17 protein-coding genes are annotated in these 23,144 nt (G+C 30.6%); 8 read left to right on the top strand and 9 right to left on the bottom strand.

Annotated features, from left to right (window positions below):
• Positions 1 to 398: 398 nt before the first annotated feature.
• Positions 399 to 1,712, top strand: coding sequence for a transcription termination factor Rho (rho, locus tag PVA18_RS03935; RefSeq protein ID WP_410517989.1), 1,314 nt, complete (start codon positions 399 to 401; stop codon positions 1,710 to 1,712).
• A gap of 652 nt (positions 1,713 to 2,364) precedes the next feature.
• Here the strand turns inward: rho and lpdA are convergent.
• Positions 2,365 to 3,780, bottom strand: coding sequence for a dihydrolipoyl dehydrogenase (gene lpdA / locus PVA18_RS03930; RefSeq protein WP_045805120.1), 1,416 nt, complete (start codon positions 3,778 to 3,780; stop codon positions 2,365 to 2,367).
• A gap of 216 nt (positions 3,781 to 3,996) precedes the next feature.
• On the opposite strand from lpdA, the gene PVA18_RS03925 reads away from it, so the two are divergent.
• From PVA18_RS03925 to PVA18_RS03905, 5 genes are all read left to right on the top strand, one after another.
• On the top strand, positions 3,997 to 6,300 hold the full coding sequence (locus PVA18_RS03925) for a hypothetical protein (protein WP_052692822.1): 2,304 nt from the start codon (positions 3,997 to 3,999) through the stop codon (positions 6,298 to 6,300).
• Between the two features lie 485 nt (positions 6,301 to 6,785).
• Positions 6,786 to 8,234, top strand: coding sequence for a hypothetical protein (locus PVA18_RS03920; RefSeq protein ID WP_045805118.1), 1,449 nt, complete (start codon positions 6,786 to 6,788; stop codon positions 8,232 to 8,234).
• Between the two features lie 79 nt (positions 8,235 to 8,313).
• The gene (locus PVA18_RS03915) at positions 8,314 to 8,865 is read left to right on the top strand and encodes a hypothetical protein (RefSeq protein ID WP_231568524.1); all 552 of its coding nucleotides are present in this window, start codon (positions 8,314 to 8,316) and stop codon (positions 8,863 to 8,865) included.
• Complete coding sequence (locus PVA18_RS03910; protein ID WP_045805116.1) at positions 8,855 to 9,394, top strand: hypothetical protein; 540 nt, start codon at positions 8,855 to 8,857, stop codon at positions 9,392 to 9,394. Before PVA18_RS03915 ends, PVA18_RS03910 begins: the two co-directional genes overlap by 11 nt.
• Positions 9,395 to 9,855: 461 nt before the next feature.
• Complete coding sequence (locus tag PVA18_RS03905) at positions 9,856 to 10,647, top strand: MBL fold metallo-hydrolase (RefSeq protein WP_045805115.1); 792 nt, start codon at positions 9,856 to 9,858, stop codon at positions 10,645 to 10,647.
• Between the two features lie 1,129 nt (positions 10,648 to 11,776).
• Here the strand turns inward: PVA18_RS03905 and PVA18_RS03900 are convergent.
• Positions 11,777 to 12,574: a glutamine synthetase gene (locus PVA18_RS03900; protein WP_045805114.1), complete on the bottom strand. Its 798-nt coding sequence runs from the start codon at positions 12,572 to 12,574 to the stop codon at positions 11,777 to 11,779.
• Between the two features lie 6 nt (positions 12,575 to 12,580).
• Positions 12,581 to 13,705, bottom strand: coding sequence for a phosphate ABC transporter permease subunit PstC (gene pstC, locus PVA18_RS03895; RefSeq protein ID WP_045805113.1), 1,125 nt, complete (start codon positions 13,703 to 13,705; stop codon positions 12,581 to 12,583).
• 156 nt (positions 13,706 to 13,861) lie between these two features.
• On the opposite strand from pstC, the gene alaS reads away from it, so the two are divergent.
• The gene (gene alaS, locus PVA18_RS03890; protein ID WP_045805112.1) at positions 13,862 to 16,525 is read left to right on the top strand and encodes an alanine--tRNA ligase; all 2,664 of its coding nucleotides are present in this window, start codon (positions 13,862 to 13,864) and stop codon (positions 16,523 to 16,525) included.
• Between the two features lie 754 nt (positions 16,526 to 17,279).
• Here alaS and sucD read toward each other — a convergent pair.
• The 5 genes from sucD to PVA18_RS03865 form a co-directional block, all read right to left on the bottom strand.
• A complete protein-coding gene (gene sucD, locus PVA18_RS03885) occupies positions 17,280 to 18,167 on the bottom strand; it encodes a succinate--CoA ligase subunit alpha (RefSeq protein ID WP_045805111.1) in 888 nt (295 codons plus the stop codon).
• A gap of 7 nt (positions 18,168 to 18,174) precedes the next feature.
• Positions 18,175 to 19,338, bottom strand: coding sequence for an ADP-forming succinate--CoA ligase subunit beta (sucC, locus tag PVA18_RS03880; RefSeq protein ID WP_045805110.1), 1,164 nt, complete (start codon positions 19,336 to 19,338; stop codon positions 18,175 to 18,177).
• A 70-nt stretch (positions 19,339 to 19,408) separates the two neighbouring features.
• Entirely contained in the window at positions 19,409 to 19,687 is a 279-nt protein-coding gene (rpsU, locus tag PVA18_RS03875; RefSeq protein WP_045805109.1) for a 30S ribosomal protein S21, read from the bottom strand.
• Between the two features lie 145 nt (positions 19,688 to 19,832).
• Positions 19,833 to 20,855 carry a substrate-binding domain-containing protein gene (locus tag PVA18_RS03870; protein ID WP_052692820.1) on the bottom strand — a complete coding sequence of 341 codons (1,023 nt, stop codon included), beginning with the start codon at positions 20,853 to 20,855 and terminating at the stop codon, positions 19,833 to 19,835.
• Positions 20,856 to 20,914: 59 nt separating this feature from the next.
• Positions 20,915 to 21,529, bottom strand: coding sequence for an SCO family protein (locus PVA18_RS03865; RefSeq protein ID WP_045805107.1), 615 nt, complete (start codon positions 21,527 to 21,529; stop codon positions 20,915 to 20,917).
• 386 nt (positions 21,530 to 21,915) lie between these two features.
• Between PVA18_RS03865 and PVA18_RS03860 the strand changes: the two genes are divergently transcribed.
• Positions 21,916 to 22,119: a hypothetical protein gene (locus PVA18_RS03860; protein ID WP_045805106.1), complete on the top strand. Its 204-nt coding sequence runs from the start codon at positions 21,916 to 21,918 to the stop codon at positions 22,117 to 22,119.
• Here the strand turns inward: PVA18_RS03860 and PVA18_RS03855 are convergent.
• Positions 22,107 to 23,141, bottom strand: a complete 1,035-nt coding sequence (locus tag PVA18_RS03855) for an NAD(P)H-dependent flavin oxidoreductase (RefSeq protein ID WP_045805105.1) — start codon at positions 23,139 to 23,141, stop codon at positions 22,107 to 22,109. The genes PVA18_RS03860 and PVA18_RS03855 overlap by 13 nt on opposite strands.
• Positions 23,142 to 23,144: the final 3 nt, after the last annotated feature.

Raw genomic sequence — 23,144 nt, 5'->3', positions numbered from 1 at the left:
TTACGTTTGCTAAGATACCAAAGTGTTATAATTTTATAATCGGTACAGTTTATTAGGCTTTTTTGTCTTATGTTTTGATTAAGATATATTTCTGTTCATCTTATGTATTGCCGAGTAGTGTTAATTGTTAAATAAAATTACCATAGAATTTAAAGAATTAGTGTTGCATCTATTAAGATTCAAATGTTAATTTTTAATATTGCATGGATAAGCATATGGATAATTTGTAGATTTTTTGTATTGGTTTAAATTATAGGTATATAGTGTTAAGTGGAAAAAGAAAAAGAACAAAATATGTTAGTAGAAAGAGTTCTAGTAAGAATACAGTGGTTCAGCTAGAGGCGGATGTATTAGACAAAGAAGAGGGTGAAGTAGTAAAAGTAGAGCTACAAGAGGAAATAATAGAAGGGAGAGTAGATGATCAATCAGTACAGGAAGTAAAAGTACTGGATTTAAGTGAATTGAAGAAGAAAACTATAGAAGATCTGTTAAAAATAGCAGAAGATCTTGGAGTAGTAAGTAATGGGAGAATGCTGAAACAAGAGATAATCTTCCAATTAATGAAAAAAGTAGTCAGTGATGGAGGTGCAGCAATAGGAGGAGGGGTAGTAGAAATATTATCTGATGGTTTTGGATTCTTAAGATCTCCTGAAGCAAATTATGCTGCAAGTGGTGATGATGTATATATTTCTGCAGGACAAATAAAAAAGTTTAATTTAAGAACAGGTGATATAGTAAGTGGAGAAATAAGAGCTCCGAGCGAAAAAGAAAGATATTTTACATTAGTAAAAGCACATAGCATAAACTTTACGGATATGGCAAAGTTACAAAGATATGTGCACTTTGATGATTTAATTCCTTTATATCCAGAAGAAAGAATATTATTAGAATGTAATGATCCTATTAGCTTGCATAAAAAAGATATAAGCATGAGGGTAATAGATATAGTTGCTCCTTTAGGTAAAGGACAGAGGGCCCTGATAGTTGCTCCACCAAGAGCTGGAAAAACAATAATATTGCAACAAATAGCACATTCAATATCTGTAAATCACCCAGATATAGAATTAATAGTGTTACTTATAGGTGAAAGACCAGAAGAAGTGACAGACATGTGTAGATCGGTAAAAGGTGAAGTAGTAAGTTCTACATTTGATGAGCCTGGGTATAGACATGTACAACTTGCAGAAATTGTGATTGAAAAGGCAAAAAGAATGGTAGAACATAAAAAGAATGTTGTGATATTGCTTGATTCAATTACAAGATTAGCAAGAGCATATAACTCAGTGATACCATCCTCAGGAAAAGTACTAACTGGTGGGGTAGATTCTAATGCTTTGCAGAGACCAAAAAGATTTTTTGGAGCAGCAAGAAATATAGAGAATGGAGGATCATTAACAATAATAGCAACAGCACTGATTGAAACTGGATCAAAAATGGATGAAGTGATATTTGAAGAGTTTAAGGGAACAGGAAATTGTGAAATAATATTAGATAGAAAAATATCTGATAAAAGAGTATATCCAGCAATAGACATTTCAAAATCTGGTACAAGAAAAGAAGATATGTTAATAGATAATGTATGTTTAAAGAAGGTGTGGTTATTAAGAAGGTTGTTATCATCAATGGGTTCTGTTGAAGCAATGGAATTCTTGAGAGATAAATTATCCATAACTAAAGATAACAATGAATTCTTTGATATGATGAATAGTTGATCTGTAATATACCGGTATGTTGGCATATAAGTAAAGACTATTTATTAGTTGAAAAATAAGTTTTATATGTAATTCTGCTATTTCAAATGTTGATTTAATTATGTATTTTTAATACTGTAGTAGTAGTTGAAAGTGGATTTTAAGTAGGAGAGTTATCAGATAAAGTTGATACTATAGAGAAAGTGAAGTTATTTATATTGCCAGGAGTTTTGTAATGTTACTGTGTGTTTTATTAGTTTAATATTGTATTATGTGTTTCTGTAGTTGCTAAGTAAAAAAAAGAGCTTTCCTTGTGGGATGTCGGTTGTAAAGGTTGGGTTTATAAGTGGGTTTTACATTATTGCAAAAGTGCTAGTATTGAGGTTGGTTTTTATTTTCAATGAAAGGAAATATAAGCTATTATTAATATTTTGTTCTAGTAAGTAAGATAGTTGTAAATCTCTCTAGTTAAGCATTTTTGTATTTTATATTGTGAAGTTTGTAAGAGTATAGAAGTTAAGTATCATGTAATTTTCCTTAATCTCACAAGCTTACTTCTAACTTAAGAGGAAACATGTATTTTTTGTAGGTAAAAAGATTTATCTTATTACATTTATATGACTAATAACCTTATGGTTAAGGTGTAGATTATTATATTTAGAATGATGTAAATCTAGCTATTAAGCGAACTGTTGTCGGATGATAATACTGCTTCGTGTATCATTTCTGATAGTGTTGGATGGGGAAATATAGACGATATAATATCCTGATCAGTAGCTTCCACTTGTTTCCCAATAACATATCCATTGATCATTTCTGTAACTTCTGCTCCAATCATATGTGCGCCTAATAACTCTCCAGTGGATTTGTCTATAATGACTTTAACAAAACCTTCCGTTTCATCTATGGCTACTGCTTTTCCGCTACAGTTGGCATTAAATTTTCCAATCTTAGTAGTATATCCCTGATTTTGTGCTTGATTTTCAGTTAGCCCAACACTAGCTATTTGTGGTATTGAAAATATACAACTAGGTATGTTGTTTTTGTTTATAGAATGTACTTTATATTGAGAATTTGTGATTTTATTTTCTTTTACAGCAATACTTTCTACACATAGCACTGCTTCATGGCTTGCCTTATGAGCTAGACATGGAGGTCCAGCAACATCACCTATAGCATAAACTCCTGGTTCATTTGTATAGCAATATTGATCAGTTATAATAAATCCAGCACTGTCTGTTTTAATTTGTGTGTTCTCAAGACCAATATTATTGGAATTGGGCTGTACTCCTGCTGCCAGTATAATTTTATCTACTTGTAAATGTATTCTATCTGAAACTTGAATTTTAGCATAATTGTTAAACTTTTCTAATTTTGTTATTGAACTTTTTGTGTGAATTTTAATTCCTTTGTTGCTTAAAATATTATGCATACATTCAGATATTTCATGATCTTCAAGTGGAAGTATATTATCTTTTAACTCTACCATTGTAACTTGAGTCCCAAATGTATTGTAAAAGCTTGCAAATTCTACTCCTATAGCTCCGCTGCCAATAATCAATAAAGATTCAGGTAGCTTATCAGGTATCATAGCGTTTTTAGCATTCCAAATTATGTTATTATCAAAATCTATACCTGGTATGCTCTTAGCTTTGGATCCTGTTGCAAGAATGATGTAAGTTGATGTAATGTTAATTGTCTTATTTGAAAGATCTGTAATTTTTACTGTGCTATTACCGAGTAATTTTGCAGTTCCATGGTAAACTTTTATGTTGTTTTTTTTCATTAATACACTAATGCCGTTGGATAACTTTTCGACAACATTGCGTGAACGTTCTATTACTTTATTAAAATCAAATTTTACATCTTTTATTGTAATGCCAAAAATATCTGCTTTTCTAATGTTATGGTAGATTGATGCAGATTGTAGTAATGACTTTGTTGGAATGCATCCCCAATTTAAACAGATTCCACCTAATGTATTTTCTTGTTCGACTATTGCAACATCGTATCCTAGTTGCGCGGCTCTTATAGCTGCTATATACCCTCCAGGTCCGCTTCCAATTATGAGAAATTCATGTTTAGTCATGCTTTTATTTTTTAGATAATAGTATGTAATAATAGTAAAGTGTTAGGATATTTGCAAGTTTAACATTTTGAGAGGGTACAAGGTTGCATTTATTAATAGGTTGTAATTTTTAATTAATGTTATGTTGGTAATATTTTAATAAAAAATTAACTAAAGTTGTTGATTTATTAAATATTTGTAATATTATTAAACATAATTAATTTTTTACGTTTATTTATGAGAACTTTGCAGAAACCAGTAGAGATGATTGTCAATGATACATCTCGTAATCAAGAGGTTACTCAGAATAAAATTAGTGTTTTAAATGCATATAGTGTTAATTTTGTTCAGGTAGATAGTGCTATTTTTTCTGCATATTATGTAAAGCGTAATTTTGTGGGATATGATTTAATATGTGAAATTCGTCATGGTAATTCTATCTATCATGTTAAGGTTAATGATGATTCTATATTAGATCGTGCGGTAAAAAATTACTTGCCAGGAATGTTACTTGTAAAAGGTGTGGATAATGATTTTTTAATTATAGCACTTTCTGAAGGTGTACTTAGAGAATGCAAGATAAAAAGTACCGTATCATTAAAAATATATAAGGTGCGTTATTTCCCTAATATAACATTGTTTGATATGGGTAAAATACCTTTAAGTAACTCTGTTAATTCTCTAAAAGAAGAAGTTAAGTATCCTGTTGTCTTGTATCAAAGTCGGGTAGATACTGTTGTTATTATTGGAAGGGTTGATAATGATGATAGGGCGAAATTGCCAGATAGATTTTATGTAATGTGGCGTATGCAATATCATGATGGTAAGTTTCAACTTATTAAGCCTATGACCAGAGGGATCAAGTTTAATAGCAAATATTTGTTTAAATATTCTGGTTATATAGGATATGGTAAATATAGTGATAAGTTAATTATGGTGTCAGACTTTAAAAGGCACCTGAATTTGCTCTATGTAGGAAAGTATCTTAATAGTGGTCAGAGGTTTTTTTCCAGTCTATACGAAATTTCTGTTGATTATAATCTAAATTTAAATATAGGAGAATGTCTTATAAACCATCGTTATGGGTGTAATTTGGCTGACAATGCTAGGTATGATATTCCAATGAGTGGAATTGATGTAATTAGTGCTGTTCGCAATGGAGAAGATACTTATGTAGCTTATGTTGGAGTAGTACCTGATGGGAAGTTCAAGAATGATGATCAATTAGTTGTTGTTCATAGTAAGGCAGGTAATCAGCTTTCTATATATGACTTTATGCAGATTAAAGAACATATTACGTCATTATATGTGAAGCATGTTGGAAATAGTATAATAATCACGATTGTAGGGTTAGATAATATAATCAAGTATGGGATACCAGAGTTACAATTAAGAAGTGGAAATATTACACATATTGATGTCATACAATTCTCACGTCATGAAGTTACAAATATTGCTGATTTTGTGGATGTTGTTACTCAAGATGTATTACTTGAAGATGCATACGCTAAAGTTCGTACTGTGGAAGCTAAGAAGACTGATAATAATTATATGACACATATGTCTTTCAGTATTAGGGAGGTGCAATCTAGAGATATTTTTACTACTAGGCAGAGTCATATTTCTACTGATAGTATTAATATGCCTGTGTACGAAGTTACTACACCTACTAATTACATGACTACATATGATTTGCTGAAAATATCTGAGGGATTACAAAAAGTGGTTTCAGGTTTAAGTAGTACTGCCAAAGTTAATGTAGAGCATATGACTACAGGATCATTACCATATGTATCTGGTGATTCTAAAAAAGAGACTAAAAAATCTACATTGTATTATGGCTCTCATGTGATACCTAGTACAACACGATCAGTAATTTTGAATACTGATAGTAGTACTAAGAGTTCTGTAGGAAATAATACTGCGGATTTTGTAGATAGGGGATTGATGTCAACTAATCATAACCATCATGTGTCAAGTGTTACTAGAATTCCGGGACAGTCTACGACAGTTAAGAGAGCAAAGTTCACAACAGGTAAGAAGAAATATATAGGTAATGCTTCAGATGTTGAATACGGGGTATTAAACAAAAAAACAAAACATGAAATAAGAAGTACTACTCGATCCAGTCTTAGAAGCAAAAGTACTCTAAGAAGGCATGTATTTTATGATGAAGATCTTGAAACAACTAATGATTATGCTGTAACAGGTAGATTGAGCTTTACAACTACTAGTATAAGTAGATCAGACAGCTTTTTTTTGACAAATGATAGTATTAGTAGAAACAAAACATATTCTGTAAATTACAACTCTAGTAACCATGGATTGTTGGTTGGGGCAATATTTATTGTAGGTCTTATCATTATGCTTTTTGTTGGGGTATTTTACAATAAATTTGGTTGTAATAGATTGAGACGGAGTTTGACAAGGTGTATGGATAGAAGTTCTAGAGGCTGTAATATTCCAGAGCTACAAGTATTTGAATTGAGGGATAGGCAAGAGATTGTAGGAGTTCAAATTCCTAATAGGATGGCATATTGAAACTATTATAAATATATTACTTATAAGTCACAAGATAAAGATCGTAGTGTGTGATTGGTATAAGTATTTGTAAGATATTTATATAATATAAATGATGTGTTTGATTTTGAATATTGGGTGTTAGTATTGTTATGTTTTATATGTATATAAATAAGCTTTTTGTGATGGAGAAGATCATTTGGGAACATGATGTGATAGAAAACTTGCAGGGTAAATTCAATGTAAGGTAATTCTAGAGATGGTGTAGTCAATAAAGAATATATGTGAGTTATGTTGTTTAAATAAAATATCCTAGTTGTAGTGGATTATATTATATTCTTTTTATTATATCACGTAAAAATAGTGTTAATTCAAAGGTCTAGTTATGTTTTTTCGCATTTTTTATTAATATATCTTTATTTATTACTGTTAATAGTAGAGAGAAGATTCTTCTTTGTGTGAATTATTAAAGCTAATGTTAGTACTATAAATTTTGTGTGAAAATAATGTCATTTTTTTCTGAAGTGTCTAAGAATAAAGTAGTCATATCTGTAGGAGATAATGGGGCTGTAATTCTGAATATCGTTAATGATGCAATACGTGATAAGTATTTTATTAAAAACGAAGAGGATATGGACTTCTCAAAAGTTGTATCATGTATAGTTGAGTGTAAAAAATCTCGAGTATATCTTGTATTAAATCATTCTGATCAAATTTATACTGAACACGTAATCCCTGCTTATAGCCGCATTATTGCTAGGTCTTTGGTTAAAATGAATCTTAGTAAAGTTATAGGTGATTGTGAAGTAGGTGCTGCATTTTTATTAACAAAGCCGGATGCTTTGAATAAAAGCTGGCATTATATGGTTGCAACAAGTCGGCTAAACAACCTGTCTAAGAAGCTACTGGAAATTATTACTGATAATTTGTGTAATTTTTATGGGATATTGTTATTACCAATAGAATTATCATATCTTTGTGATAAATTACTTAAACTTCAAGGTAAGGACAATGAAGGATGGGTTATATTGATAGCGTATACCAAAACAAATGATTTTAGGCAAGTTGTTCTATATCAAGGTAAGATAGTACATGTAAGTACTATTGTTATGGCTGAAGATGAGATGCTGCCAAGTATTATTGCAGGTAAAGTCTATCAGGAGATATCTGATACGATTTTATATCTTGCTAAATTTGGGTATAGTAAAGAGTCAGTTATCAATTTGTATATCATAGCTTCTAGTGATATCAAAACTAGTTTATTGTTGTTTGATTTTAAGAATATAGATAAGAGTATTTTTACTCCGTATGAGCTATCAAAAGTCTTAGTGTTGAAACAATCTTCAAGTATTATGAGTGAATTTTGTGATACTGTAGTATTGTGTAGTATTACAGAAGAGAAGCCATTGAAGATTTTTCATACGAAGAGTACCAGGTTGTTCTATAGAATTTTCTTCTTTAATAAATATTTTATACCTTCTTTATTATGTTTTGTTGTACTGATGTCTTTGCTAAATATAACTTATATGTTTAATATAAATAATAGTTATGATGAGAGAATTAACCTACTACTTCGTAAAGAAGAATTAGTGTCTCGAGTTGAAAAAATGGATCAAGATGCTCAAGTGAGACAAATTAGTGAAATGTATGAAACAATAGATGTTTATAAACTTCTTTCAGCAGATGATTTTTTTTCTTTTGACTTGATTTTGCAATTGCGAAAGATCGATTTACAAGGCTTTAAAATCAATTACTTATCATTCGATACAAATAGTGGTGGTATAACAGTAAAACTATTATTGAAGTTTGTAGGGGACAAACAGTTTTTATATTATTTTAACGACTTAAAAGATAAAATTATAAAAGAATTTGAAGCTTATAAGGTAGAAGTAATAGATATTGCACCCAATATTTCCGATAGTCAGAAAATTGTTGTGGTGAAACTAGAGAAGTAATGTAATGAATAGTAAACTGTTAAAAAGATACTGTATAATAAAAGTATCGGTATGTATAATGTTGTTATTTATCCTGTCTATGACATTACATTATTTATATGAATCTAATGCTTATATGGTACAACATAATTCACGTATTGTTGATGAAATTCAAAAATTGAATTTTAAAATCATGAACGTTCACAAACACGAAGCAATGCTGAATGATAGTGGAATTTTATGGCAAGAGATATCAACTTCAAATATATATAGTACTTTCTACGAAGAAAATTTAGGAACATTGATAAGCAATTTGTTTAAGAAGTACTATCTTTTTAATTTTCAGATAAACATATCTAGTCCTAAAGTAGTTAGTGATATATATCATAAACAACATGTAGATGTAATTAAGCGTCATATTGAAATTAGGTTCTCATCTATTAGTGATGAGCAGGTATTTTTATTCCTTAATGCGATATATCATGATATTTCTGGATATGTCAAAGTTATTAGGGTGAGTATTGAGAAAAAGACTGATATTACAAATGAAGTATTACAAGCTGCATTGAAAGGTGAAACTATACCTATTGTACGTGGTAGTATTGTATTTGAATTATATAATATAGTAGGTAGGTTTGTTAATGAAGATTAGTGTAATACTCTCAATAATGGTTTTATATATAATGATGTTTAGTACTCGATGTGAAGCTAGGAAGCATGGTTGTCTTGGGTTGATATACGCATTAAATCATTGTACAGATTATACTTGTGAGATGGATTTTTTGACTGATAAAATTCAGTATACAGTTTTTGGATTAAGAAATAATAGTTGTAAGTTGATGGAAAAAGATGATTCAGGACTTACATTATGTTATATACCACAAGAAAAATTGAAAGTAATGTCTGAATATTTAGTAAGAGTCATTACTAGTAATTTGAGTTTTAATACTAATAAAATTGAAAATGTGTTGTTTGAAGTGTGTAACTTTTATTCTATAATACAGGAAAGTTTGATACCAGAAAATGAAGAAGTTACCGAACAAAATGTATCGGAAATAAAACGTGCTGCGGAATTAAAAAGGAGGAATATTAACATTAGTAAAATTAAGAGTATATTTTTTCCAGATGTGGATGTTTTAAAATTGCACACCATATATGCTCAGAGTCAAAATATGGAGTAGGATTTAGTATTATGTATACATCTGTACATTATAAAACACATTTAAAAATGTAATGGTTAATATAGAGTTAAAGTAAGTTATTTTGTGATGTAAGTTACGTCAGAATTAAGTAATCATCATATCATGCTGAAACTTGTCTATAATTTAGATATACGCTGTATATTTGGAATATGTTTAAATCTATAATAGTGTTTTGAAATAACCGAGAAATTAATATTATAGAATATACTGTAATATATCTAGTTTAATAGTTATGTTTGAACTTGTCTTATATCTATTATATATCTAAGATATATTTAATTTATAATAGTACTTTGACATAGGTGAGTTAATATAGGTATAGATAAAATATATTAATTTTATGGCCTTAATTTACATGCGCATATTATAGAGCGTAATTTATATGCTTGACTGATAAAGCTACTAATGATATTGATCACATGTGAGTATGTTGACTTTTTATGAAAATAACAATTCTTGGGTGCGGTTCATCTGGAGGTGTACCAATTGTAGGCTGTAAGTGTGATGCTTGCAGTTCAAGTGTAAGGTATAACAGACGGATGAGGTCTTCAATATTAGTTGAAAGCAAAGATACACAGCTGCTTGTTGATACTACTCCTGATTTAAGGTTTCAGGCATTACAAAATAATTTATCATCTGTTGATGCAGTATTGTATACTCATTTCCATTCTGATCATTGTGATGGTATTTCTGATCTTCAGCCATTTGTTCCTAAGCATGGTTTGAATAGTATACCTATATACAGTGATATGAATACTTTATGTTTATTGACTGCTAGTAACTCATATTTCTTTATTCCTAGTGCATATACTTCTACCTGGAAGAGGTGCCACTATTTAACAGTGAATGTAATATATCACTATAAAGAATTTACTATTAAAGATTTTCGTATATTAGCTATAAGACAGTTACATGGTATTAGTGATTCTAATGGATTTATATTCAATGATAAAGTTGCTTATTGTACTGATGTTCAATCTTTTCCAGAAGAGTCTTGTAAATTTTTATATAACAAGAAAATTTTGATACTAGGTTGCTTAAAGTATGATGCAAGTTTTGCACATTCTCATGTAGATTTATGTTTAGATTGGATAAAAGAATTTAAGCCAGAAATTGCTGTTTTGACTCATATGAGTCATTATCTTGAGTACTATTCTTTGGTTGATTATGTGAGAAGTCATTCTAAAGATAATATAATAGTTGGTTATGATGGATTGCAACTTAATGTTTAACATTGTAAGGTAAAGTGGAAATAAGCTATACATGTATGTAAGGTATGTGATTAGGTAGTGGTATCGATCATAATAAAATGAAGGTTTCAGCTGTGTGTCGTACTTGGTGATTAGAATTGTATTTCTTTTGGTATTTTTGTTAGTTTATAGTTTTATATAATATTGTAAATGAGCATTTTGTATGTTTTGATATAATACCCTTCTATCCATTTTATAATGTAAATATATTAAAGAGACAAATGCTATGTAACCTGATATAAAATTGATCTTTGAATATCCCAATAAGATATAGTTTATATGACTTCATAACAAAGAAATTTCTTTTATGTTGTAACTCAGGCTACAATGAATTTTGTGATATTGATGCTTGTAATTATGTTCGATGATTAAAAATATAGCTAAGGAGTTGTGTACATAAATCTGATTTGCTTCACTAGATGATACTTTGTTCCTTCATTTAAACTTAGTAGTGATTTTTCAAGATTATATTGTATATTAACGATATGCCATAAGTTTTGGTGGTAGCTGTATCTTTTGATTTAGTAGATTATTTTTAGAATTTGTTATGGTTTGTAGTTATAGTCTATGTGAGGTGTTTTAGTCCTATTTTATATGATACTTTATTGCTTCATGTAAACTTAGTGGTAATTTTTCAGGGTTATATTGTATATCAACGATATGCCATAAGTTTTAGTGGTAGCTGTATCTTTTGATTTAGTAGATTATTTTTAGAATTTGTTATGGTTTGTAGTTATAGTCTATGTAAGGTGTTTTAGTCCTATTTTATATTATATCTTACTGCTTCATGTAAACTTAGTGGTAATTTTTCAGGGTTATATTGTATATCAACGATATGCCATAAGTTTTAGTGGTAGCTGTATCTTTTGGTTTAGTAGATTATTTTTAGAATTTGTTGTGGCTTGTAGTTATAGTCTATGCAAGTGTTGTGTTCCTATTTTATATTGTATCTTACTGCTTCATTTAAATTTAGTAGTAATTTTTCAAGATTATATGGTATATCAATGATATATCATAAATTTTGAGTAGTGGTTGTGTGTGTTTTTATCTAGTAGATTATTTTAAAATTTGTTATGACTTGTAGTTATAGTCTATGTAAGGTGTTTTAGTCCTATTTTATATGATACTTTATTGCTTCATTTAAACTTAGTGGTAATTTTTCAAGTTTGTATTGTGTATCTGACGATATTCCATAGGTTTTTGGTGGTGGCTGTATTTTTTTCTCTATTCCATAAATTATTCCTTGCAAAACTGATGTTATCGCTTGGTTATAATTACAGTCTGCGCCAGGGACTCTATGTTCTATTCTACATTTTGTTGGATCTGTGCTGGTGCTTGGTATACGTATGGAGGCACTTCTGTTATTTCCTCCCCAGCTTATAGTTGTTGGAGTATCTATATCAGCATGTATGTATCTTAAGTAAGAGTTGTGATTTGGAGCAAAGAAAATCATATGTTTTTTCATTAGAGAACATAACCCTCCTATGCTGTACGATAAATAATCACTCATTTTATTATGTTGATTAGAAAATAAATTATTGTGATTAGAATCAAGTAAATTTATGTGTATATGAAATGCACTGCCTGGTTTGTCTAAATATGGTTTTGCAGAAAAATTAATACTTCCTCCAAAATGTTTTATACTGTCTGCTAAAATTTCTTTTATAAGATTAAGTTCAAGAATAAAATTAGGAATTTTAGTAGTTGTAGATGTTTGTATCTCGTATTGTAAATTGTCTTGTTCTTTTGTTATATTACAGTTAAAAGGATATATCCTTTCCTTAATGTTGGTAACTAGTGAACTGATATCGTTTGAATTTATATTATCAAAATAGAATTCTAGTTCTATCCCTATTAGAGGGGTAATGTTAAATTTAGTACTGAGATAATCTAATGTATAGTTTAACATATAAGGCTAGTGAACTTTAATAGATCTTGTTGCTTTTTTGGTAATGTGTAGTGCAAGTAAATTAAGAAGCCACGTTATTATAAACAGTGTAAGCCCTAAAGCATATGCTGATGAAGTTTGAATACTATTAAAGTTTTGATCTCCAGTTAAAATTGTGGCGATTTGCACTGTAATAGTAGTTACAGTATGTAATGGATTAAAACTTAAATGTGCCGTTATACCGGCTGCCATTAATACAATCATTGTTTCTCCAATTACTCTTGAAATTGATAATATAATTGAGCTAATGATATTGGGTAATGCATATGGGATGATAATGTTCCAAACAGTATCTGCTCTTGATGCTCCAAGTGCCATGGATCCGTACCGTAAAGTCTTGGGGACAGAATGTATAGCGTTCTCTATCAGGGAAGTAATGAATGGGAGAATCATGATTCCTATTACTAGTCCAGCTACTAGTGCATTTTCCGATTGAGCATTAAGATTGTAATACTTTGCCAAACTTCTAATCGATGGGGATAAAAATACTACGGCAAAATACCCATACACTACTGTAGGAATACCTGCTAATATTTCGAGTATTGTGTTGGTTATATATCTGATTTTCTTGCTTGCATATTCACTTATATAAATTGCAGAAAATAACCCTAGAGGTGCGGCTATGGTTATTGCAACAATAACTATAAGGAGTGTACCGCTTAATAATGGTAATATTCCAAATGAGCCGACTGGTTTTCCATCTATGATGTTTGAATCAGGTTGCCAGTTAGTTCCAAATAAAAAATCAATTAATGGTATTTTACTGAAAAACAATGCTGATTCATAAGTTAAGCATAGTACTATACATATTACAACAAGGGATAGTAACCCTACTGAAGAAAACATGATGAGCTTCAGTAATAAGAATTCTTTATCTATGTATGCTGCTATTAATATTAAAATTAGTATGATAAATGTTACTAAGATGAATGCTATATTCAGATGTTGTGTATAAAGTGAATAACAGACAATGAATGGATAGATAATGTTTAGGGAAGTTATCATGTTGAACTTATCTTCGAAAGTAAGTTTTGCTTTATGATAATTTCCTATTAATAATGCAATAGACAATAGTACTGTAACGAATATCATGTTATTTATAAATAAAATTCACAAACTTATTATATGTATAGTTTAATAATTATACCTCTGTCATATAAGTCAATTTATTTTATCACTTTTATAGTGCTTTGTAATATCAAATGTATACTTTTATGATGTAACTTATATTTTATAAAGAATGAATTTATGATAAAAAATAACTTAGTTAGCAATCTTCGAAAATTATTTATAGATTTTTTTACAAAGAATGGTCACCAAGTCTTTCCATCTTCTCCACTAATGGTAACAGATGATCCATCTTTATTGTTTACTAATGCTGGTATGGTGCAGTTTAAACAGATGTTTATTGACCCTAATAATGCGAGTATAGATACAGCTGTATCAAGTCAAAAATGCCTAAGGGTAGGTGGTAAGCATAATGATTTAGAGAATGTTGGATATACAAATAGACATCATACTTTTTTTGAAATGCTTGGTAATTTTAGTTTTGGGCACTATTTTAAGGAAGGTGCCATAGAATTTGCTTGGAATTTTATTACTAAAGAGCTCTCTTTGAACAAGAATAAGCTGTATTTTACAGTATATCACGATGATCAAGAAGCATTTGATTTATGGAAAAAAATCAGTGGTGTTTCTGATAATAGAATAATCAAAATAAAAACTAATGATAATTTTTGGAGTATGGGAAATACAGGACCATGTGGTCCTTGTTCAGAGATTTTCTATGATTATGGGGATAATGTAAAAGGAGGATTACCTGGTACTTTGGAAGAAGATGGTGCAAGGTTTACGGAGATCTGGAATTTAGTTTTTATGCAATATGATAGAAAGTTAGATGGTGAACTGTGTGCGTTACCAAAAAAATGTATAGATACTGGTATGGGACTTGAAAGAATTACAGCTGTCATGCAAGGGGTATATGATAACTATGATATAAGCTTGTTTAAAGATTTAATAGAGGCATCAAAAAAGCAATCAGGTGATAGTACAAATGAACTTGCTCATAGGGTTATTGCAGATCATGTACGTTCAGCAGCATTTCTAATAGCAGAAGGCTTAACGCCAGGTAATGAGGGAAGAGATTACATTTTACGTCGTATAATTAGAAGAGCAGCTCGGTATGTATATATGTTAAAATATGATGGAGCTTTAATGTATCAAATTTTTCCGACTTTAATTGATGAAAAAAGTTGTGGATATATGGCAGATTATTATCCTGAGTTACTTCATGCTAAGGATCTAATAATATCAGTTTTAAAAATAGAAGAAGAGAATTTTAGAGATACTTTAGTTAGGGCATTGCCATTACTTGAGAAAGAGTTAGTGAATTTGTCTTCAGGTGATGTTTTATCAGGTGATATTGCTTTTAAATTGTATGATACTTATGGGTTTCCGGTAGATATTACTTTAGATGTTATAAAAGAAAAAGGAGTAAAATTTGATGAACAGGGCTTTTATGATAACATGAGCAAACAAAAAGAAAGATCTAGGCTTAACCATTCCATAAAATCTGATCAACAGTTAAAAGGGAAATTTTGGACAGATATTAAACAGTATTGTGGTGATACAAAGTTTATCGGATATGAATGTTGTAATGCTATAGCTAAAGTTGTATCAATAGTTCATGGGAATGATAAGAGTACTGAAGTAGCTCATGTTGAGGATAAAGTTGATATATTGTTAGACATAACACCGTTTTATGCTGAATCTGGAGGGCAAAAAGGAGATATAGGAACATTAAGGGTTGTTGTGAGACATGAAAAAGAGTTACTTGATAATAATAGTGTTGCTGAAGTGATAAACACAAAAAAGATATTGGATACTCTTTATGTTCATGAGTGTGTTATCAAAAAGGGTTCCATAATGGTAGGGGATATAATTTCTGCAGAAGTTGATGATGAAAGAAGAAAAAATTTATGTGCTAATCATTCGGCAACGCATTTATTACATTATGTCTTAAAGTCAGAAATAGATAATAGCATCATGCAGAAAGGGTCATTGGTAAGTGATGATAAATTACGTTTTGATTTTAGTTATGGTATGGCATTAACAAATGAACAGCTTACTTTGATTGAAGATAAGATGTATTTTTTAATACGTGAAAATAGTCCTGTTGTTACTGATATATGTGATTTAAAAGATGCAATCGCTGAAGGGGCTGTTGCATTATTTACTGAAAAATATGAAGAATATGGAGTAAGAGTAGTTAATATAAAAAATTCGAAAGAATTATGTTGTGGTACTCATGTGAAATACACTGGTGAGATAGGGTGTTTTAAGATAATCTCAGAAGCTAGTATTGCTTGTGGAATACGTAGAATAGAAGCTGTTACAGGTCAGTATGCGATAGATTGTTTTAGACAACAAGAGAAGATGTTGTATTCAATTGCTGAGAATATTAAGACTCCTATAGATAATGTATTAGTACAAATAGATAAGCTTAATAAAAGTAATCAAGAACTAAAGCAGAAATTATCAGATGTCTATTTTAGTATGATTAAGTTACAAGGTATTAGTGCTGAGAAAATAGGGAATATTGATTTCTTATATAGTAGTTTGAGTGATGTACCGATTGACATAGTTAGGAAGTTTATTAATAGGTATCTGACTGAGAGTGGGATTATATTGTTTTCTAATGTTGTGGATCACAATGTGATATATACTATAGGTGTTGGAAGTAGTTTACATGGTAAAGTTAAAGCTGTAGATTTTGTAAAAATAATAGGTAGTATAATGAAAAGCAAAGGTGGAGGCAATGCTCAATTAGCGCAAATTAGTGGAGAATATGTGAAAGAAGTGGATATTATATCTCATGTAAAAACTAAATTAATTAGTATTCTTAATGATTAGATAATGCAAATTTTACATGGCTTCATATTCTTTTTATTGCGAAGACAGGCTTACAGTTTTTTGATTTTGAGGTATTTTCTTGTATTAGAAATGGAATGGATGTTGTGAGTATGATAAGGTTAATATTTTTTAATAATATGTTACAATGAGAAATATGAAATTTGTCTTGTAAGGTTTTTAGATAATAAGATTCTGTAGGCAAAAAGTTAAAAATTTTGTAATATTCTATAAATAGAGATAATGTATAAGATTTTGTTGATGCAGAATACCTATATGTGAGGTTCTTTATAAATTACGTAAGCATGATTTGTTGTGACGAGTACGAGTTTATAGAAGTATTGATAGTAAAAACTCGATGAGTTAGTTAGAAGAATACTCCTTGCTTCAGTCAATGCTAGAAATACTTGTAATATCAAATTATGTAAAAATAAATTAGTAGTTGTATATTAGTGTCTTTTTGTTTCATCTACTCTATCTTTCTTTATAGGGTAATCCTCATTATAGCCATATGGAACGGCATAAAATAGTAAGTGATTACATTAGCCAGCAAATGTTTTTAATATGGGTAACAAGTTAGGATCACCATAACCAAATGTTTTGACTATAACTACAAAACAAGCCTATTACTTACCACTAGCCAAAATCTTAACATAATAGAAGCATATGTTAATACCAAACAGACATTGATTACTCATCAGATTGCAAAAGATGGACAGAAGTAAGAACTATACAATACAGATAAAAAGTATATTAATTAATTTTTTGTTTTATTATTCATAGCTTCTAACATTGTTCTTCCTATGACTGCTGGAGTTTCAGAAATAATAATACCTGCATTTTTCATAGCTGCTATTTTACTCTCAGCACTGCCTGAAGTACCTGAGGAAATTGCTCCAGCATGACCCATGCGTTTTCCTGGGGGTGCAGTTTTTCCAGCAATGAACCCAACTATAGGTTTATTGGTTCCTGATAACTTTATAAATTCTGCAACCTCTTCCTCTTCTGACCCTCCAATCTCTCCAATCATGATAATACCATGTGTATCTGGATCGTTTATGAATAGTTTCATGCAATCTGTGAAAGACATTCCATGGATAGGATCTCCACCTATGCCAATACATGTTGATTGTCCTAATCCAACTTCTGTGGTTTGTGCTACTGCTTCATATGTAAGTGTGCCAGAGCGTGAAATGACACCTATATGACCGCGTTTATGTATGTATCCAGGCATAATACCAATTTTACATTCTTCTGGAGTGATGATACCAGGGCAGTTAGGGCCTATTAATATACTTGCGGAGTTAAGTAAAGCACGTTTTACTTGTACCATATCTAAAATAGGTATGCCTTCTGTAATACAAACAATAAGCTCTATTTCAGCTTCAATTGCTTCTAATATTGCATCAGCTGCGTAAGGGGCTGGAACGTAAATAACAGTAGCATTGGCTCCTACCTCTAGTTTAGCTTGCTTTACAGTATTGAAAACTGGTAAGTTTAAATGATATGTTCCACCTTTTCCAGGAGTTACTCCACCTACCATGTTTGTTCCATAAGCAATAGCTTGTTCTGAATGGAATGTACCATGAGCACCAGTAAAACCCTGGCATATAACTTTTGTATTACTATCTACTAAAATGGACATGTTGCCTCTATTTCTTTACTATATTGACTATATTGTAGGCTGCTTCGCTTAAATCATTTGCTGTAATAATATTTAGATTTGAATCATCTAATAGTTTTTTTCCTAATTCAAAATTTGTTCCGGATAACCTTACAACTAATGGAACCTTTATTCCAATTTCTTGTATAGCAGCAATAATACCACCAGCAATTATATCACAGCGCATTATACCACCAAATATATTAACCAATATCCCTTCAACCTTACTATCTGATAGAATGATCTTGAATGCTTCAGTAACAGTTTGTTGATTTGCTCCTCCACCTACATCTAAGAAATTTGCCGGTTCAGCACCATAGTATTTTATAATATCCATAGTTGCCATAGCAAGCCCTGCACCATTTACCATGCATCCAATATTACCATCCATCTTTATATAGCTTAAGCCATACTTTGAAGCTTCTATCTCTTCTTTGATTTCTTCGTCATAGTCACGTAGTTCCTGTATATCAGGATGACGATATAATGCATTATCATCAAAATTCATTTTAGCATCGAGAGCAATAAAATCTCCTGATGATGTTTCTACCAAAGGATTAATTTCTATTTGGTTTGCATCAGTGCTTAACATGGCTTTGTATATTTTTCCAGCTATATCAGAAATTTTTCTTGTTTGATCTAAACTTAGATTACTGTCAAAACATAAATTACGTCCGTGAAAGCTCTGGAATTCAAATATTGGGTCGATATCACATACAATAACTTTCTCTGGAGAAGTCGAAGCTACTTCTTCTATGTCAACACCACCTTCAGTTGAAAATATTATGCTTACTTGACCTTGCTTACGATTTACAATAGCACTTATATAATATTCTTTCTTGATATCACAGCCTGCCTCTAAGTAGACTTTTCTTACTTTTTGCCCATCTTTTGAAGTCTGATGAGTAACCAAAGTTGACCCTAACATATTTTTTACAGACATCTTAGTTTCATCTAATGTACGAGATACTACAACCCCACCGGCTTTACCTCTACCACCAGCATGAATCTGAGCTTTTACAACAACTATCTTTGAATTTAACTGACTGACAGCATCATCAACTTCACTCAATGAATGTACTATAACTCCTTTCGGAATGTTAACACCGAACTTACTTAGTATATGCTTTGCCTGATACTCATGAATATTCATATTAATATACCTTACTTGTACTATGACTATAATTTATATATAGAGAATATAAGACACTATAATTAGAACTCTATACTCGTTTATTAGTGCTGTCATCAGCTTGAGAAGGCCTCTTTACCTGAAAATGTCTTGCACTAACTTGAAACTTAGTAAACTGTGGCTCATAAGGTATCTTGTGCAATTTCTTCCTTCTCCTTTCACAATCATCCTTTTTCCTTGCACGTTTTTCTGATGGTTTTTCATGATGAGTAATTTTCATCTGTCTAGGCTTTCCCTCACGTTGTAATTTCTTTTTGAGGGTGCGTATACCTTGTTCTATATCTCCATGGTAAACTATAACTTCAACCAAAGAAAGTCCTCCTATATAGATAAATCGAGCAGTAATAATACCAATAACAGATTAATTGTGTCAAATTGTTTTTAAGAAGTTATAATTGTAAAAACATTATATATATACTTTAGATAGTAAATGAACCCTGTATTTATGACATGTGCTATTGTTTTTCTAATATGCTGATAATGCGATTTTTATTATCTTCTAAATCTTTGTCTGATAAAGGTATAAAACCTAATCCAATCAGGTATCCATTCTTGCCAATGGACTCTTCTCTTAAGATTATCTTAATAAACTCTTTTAAGCCAGGAGAAAGGTTAATGTGCTCTTGTTTTATATATATATATATAGGTCTTGATAAAACATATTCTCCTGAGGAAATTGTATCATAAGTAGGTTCTATCCCTGCTATTTTGTTTGCGTGAATTTTATCTTGATTTTTAACTAAAAAACTAAAACTTAATATGCCAAAGGCATCATGGTTTTTTGCTATTTTTTGTATGATAATATTTTCATTTGCAGCAACTTCAATGTACTTACCATCATTACGCATGACACCACATACGTGTCGTCTTTTTGTGAGCTCAGGGTACACATCGATAAAATTTTGGGTAGTTATGCAAACATCTTGCATTATTTCTTCTATTAGTATGTTGTAAGTTCCAGTGTTTTTGTATGGCCCATAAACTTCAATATCAATATTAGGGAATCTACTGTTGATTTCAGACCAATATCTGAAATTGTTTAATGGTATTGTTTCAGTATATTCATTTGATGTAGAATATTTACTTAAGGCTTTAAATAGGTCTTTTTTAGTGAAATCAAGCTTGTCGATGTCCTTAGAACTTGCAAATACTATGCCATCATAACCTATAATGAGTTCTGTAATATTCTTGATGTTATTACTTTCACATAATTTAAGTTCTGCATCTTTGATTTTTCTGGATGACATTACTATATCTGGTGTATTTTTTCCTGCACCTTGACAAAACATACTGAACCCCATGCCACTACCGACTGACTCTATTATAGGGGTTTCATAATCTGAAAATCTTCCAAATTCTTCTGCTATGGCAGAGATAAATGGAAATGCTGTGGATGACCCGACAACACGTATTTGTTGTGCATGAGAATTAAATGCTAATATTATTAGCAATAAAAACAGCAAAAGAAATCTACCCATCATGTATACCCATAAATTCATATTAGAGTGTGTACTATTCTCTTTAATTAATTATTAAATTAGAGGTATTGTTTAATTATAGATAATAACTCATCTGCTTGATTTTTTTCTGCTTGCAAGTCCGGATAAAAATATGTAAGGTATTTCCCTTTTGTGTCGAGAATGTACATTATAGTAGAGTGAGAAATTTGATTATCTTTATCTGGTTGCCCAACATATATGTTATAATTTTGTATTATTTGCTTAATATCTTCAGTATTGCCTGTTAGCATTTGAATTCGTGAATCAAAATGGTCATGAAATTTTTTTAACTTTTCTACAGTATCATTTATTGGATCAATTGTAATAAAAATGACTTGTAATTTATCTGCATCATTACCAAGTTGTGAGAGAACTTCAGATGCTAAGCCTAATTCTGCAGGGCATATACTTTCACATGAAGAAAACCCAAATAAAACTAACATGTATTTCCCTTGAAAGTCATGGCTATTTACCGTATGCCCGTCTTGGTTTGTTAAAGTAAAACTAGTGTCAGTATAAGATCCATCTGGTGTGACGTTAGTAGAATCATGGTGCCTTACTTGAAAGATACCTTGTTTTGTTATATAAGAGTATCCTAAGAAAATTGCTGCAACTAGCAAACAAACATTAAGTATAAATTTAATAACTTTCATTATATGCTCCGATACATAATAAGTTTTATTATAGAGTATTGACCTATATGCTATACCAAGGTGATATTATGTCAAGTTACTAAAAATCTTTTATAGTGTATTACTAACTTTACTTTGCTAATATTCTAGCTTCAATGGAGTACATAGATTGTTGTATTTCGCGATGTAATTTGTAAGTAATCTTTTTCTGTTTCTTTATATAAAAGATAAAAAATAAAGATTTGTTGATATATATCATAAATAAGCTTTGCAAAAAGCCTTTTATATTAGGCTTAAGTTTACGTGTTTCTTAGTTTATTAGGATTAATACAATATAGCAGTACTGCTATATATATAAGCTAATGGGTAGATTTTTTTGTTGCTAATAATATTAGCATTTAATTCTAATGCGCAACAAATACGTATTGTTGGATCATATAGCATTTCCATTCATCTACGCTATAGCAGAAGAATTTGGAGGATTTTCAGATTATGAAACCCCTATAATAGAGTCAATCGGTAGTGGCATGGGGTTCAGTATGTTTTGTCAAGGTGCAGGAGAAGATACACCAGATATAGTCAATATCATCCAGAAAGATCAATGTTCATAGGTAGTTAATTTTTGTACCGAGGTTATATAGTTACACGCTTGTAATATAAGCCCTTGAATTACTTGTTCGGTGGTTTGTATCTCACGTACCATTCCTACACTTTGTCCAGCCATAAGAGACCCATTGGTGATATCCCCATCTATTACTGCTTTTCGTAACGCTCCTGCCCAGAATTTTTCTATGGTAAGTTGTCCATCTTCTTTTGAAATTTTTCCTTGATTATATAAATTAATGACATCTTTTTGTAATTCTAAAAATTTCATGCTAGCATCATTTGCTATAGCTCGTACTGGTATAACTGAAAAATCTTTACTTAATTGTGAAGATGATATTGCATCCCTAGAAGAAGATTTAATAAATATTTCCTTGAAGTTTTTGTGTACACGTGATTCATGTGTGCACACAAAAAGTGTTCCAATCTGGCATCCACTTGCTCCCATTATTAAATAATGTGCTATCATTTCGCCTCTTCCAATCCCTCCGGCAATAAAAATAGGTACTTTTTTAAGGTGTTCTTCTTGTCTAAAGTAGGGTAATATTTCTTGTATAAGTACAGAAGTACTGACAGGCCCTATGTGTCCACCTGCTTCCATCCCCTCTACTATTAATGCGTCTACTCCTGCTCTTACTAACCTTTTTGCAATTGATAAAGATGATGCAAAACACATTATTTTTATATTTGCATCTTTAATACGATTTATAATTTTACTATTGGGTATACCACCTGCTAATACTATATGTGTGGTGTTTTGTTCAATACATACTTCAATTAATTCATTTAAAGTAGGATGCATTATGATTAAATTTACACCAAAAGCATTATTTGTTAACTGTTGAGTGAGTTCTATTTCTTTTCTTAGTTCTTCAGAACTAATAGAACCACATGCTAAAACACCGAACCCTCCAGCATTTGATATTGCAGATACTAGGTAAGGATCTGAGACCCAACTCATTGCCCCACCCATAATAGCAAATTTACTTCCTAGAAACTCTATACCTACTTTCCATAATTCTGATAGCATGAC

It is taken from the genome of Ehrlichia muris subsp. eauclairensis, from assembly GCF_051097115.1.
Taxonomy (GTDB): domain Bacteria; phylum Pseudomonadota; class Alphaproteobacteria; order Rickettsiales; family Anaplasmataceae; genus Ehrlichia; species Ehrlichia muris.
This window is presented reverse-complemented; position numbering and strand designations above follow the sequence as displayed.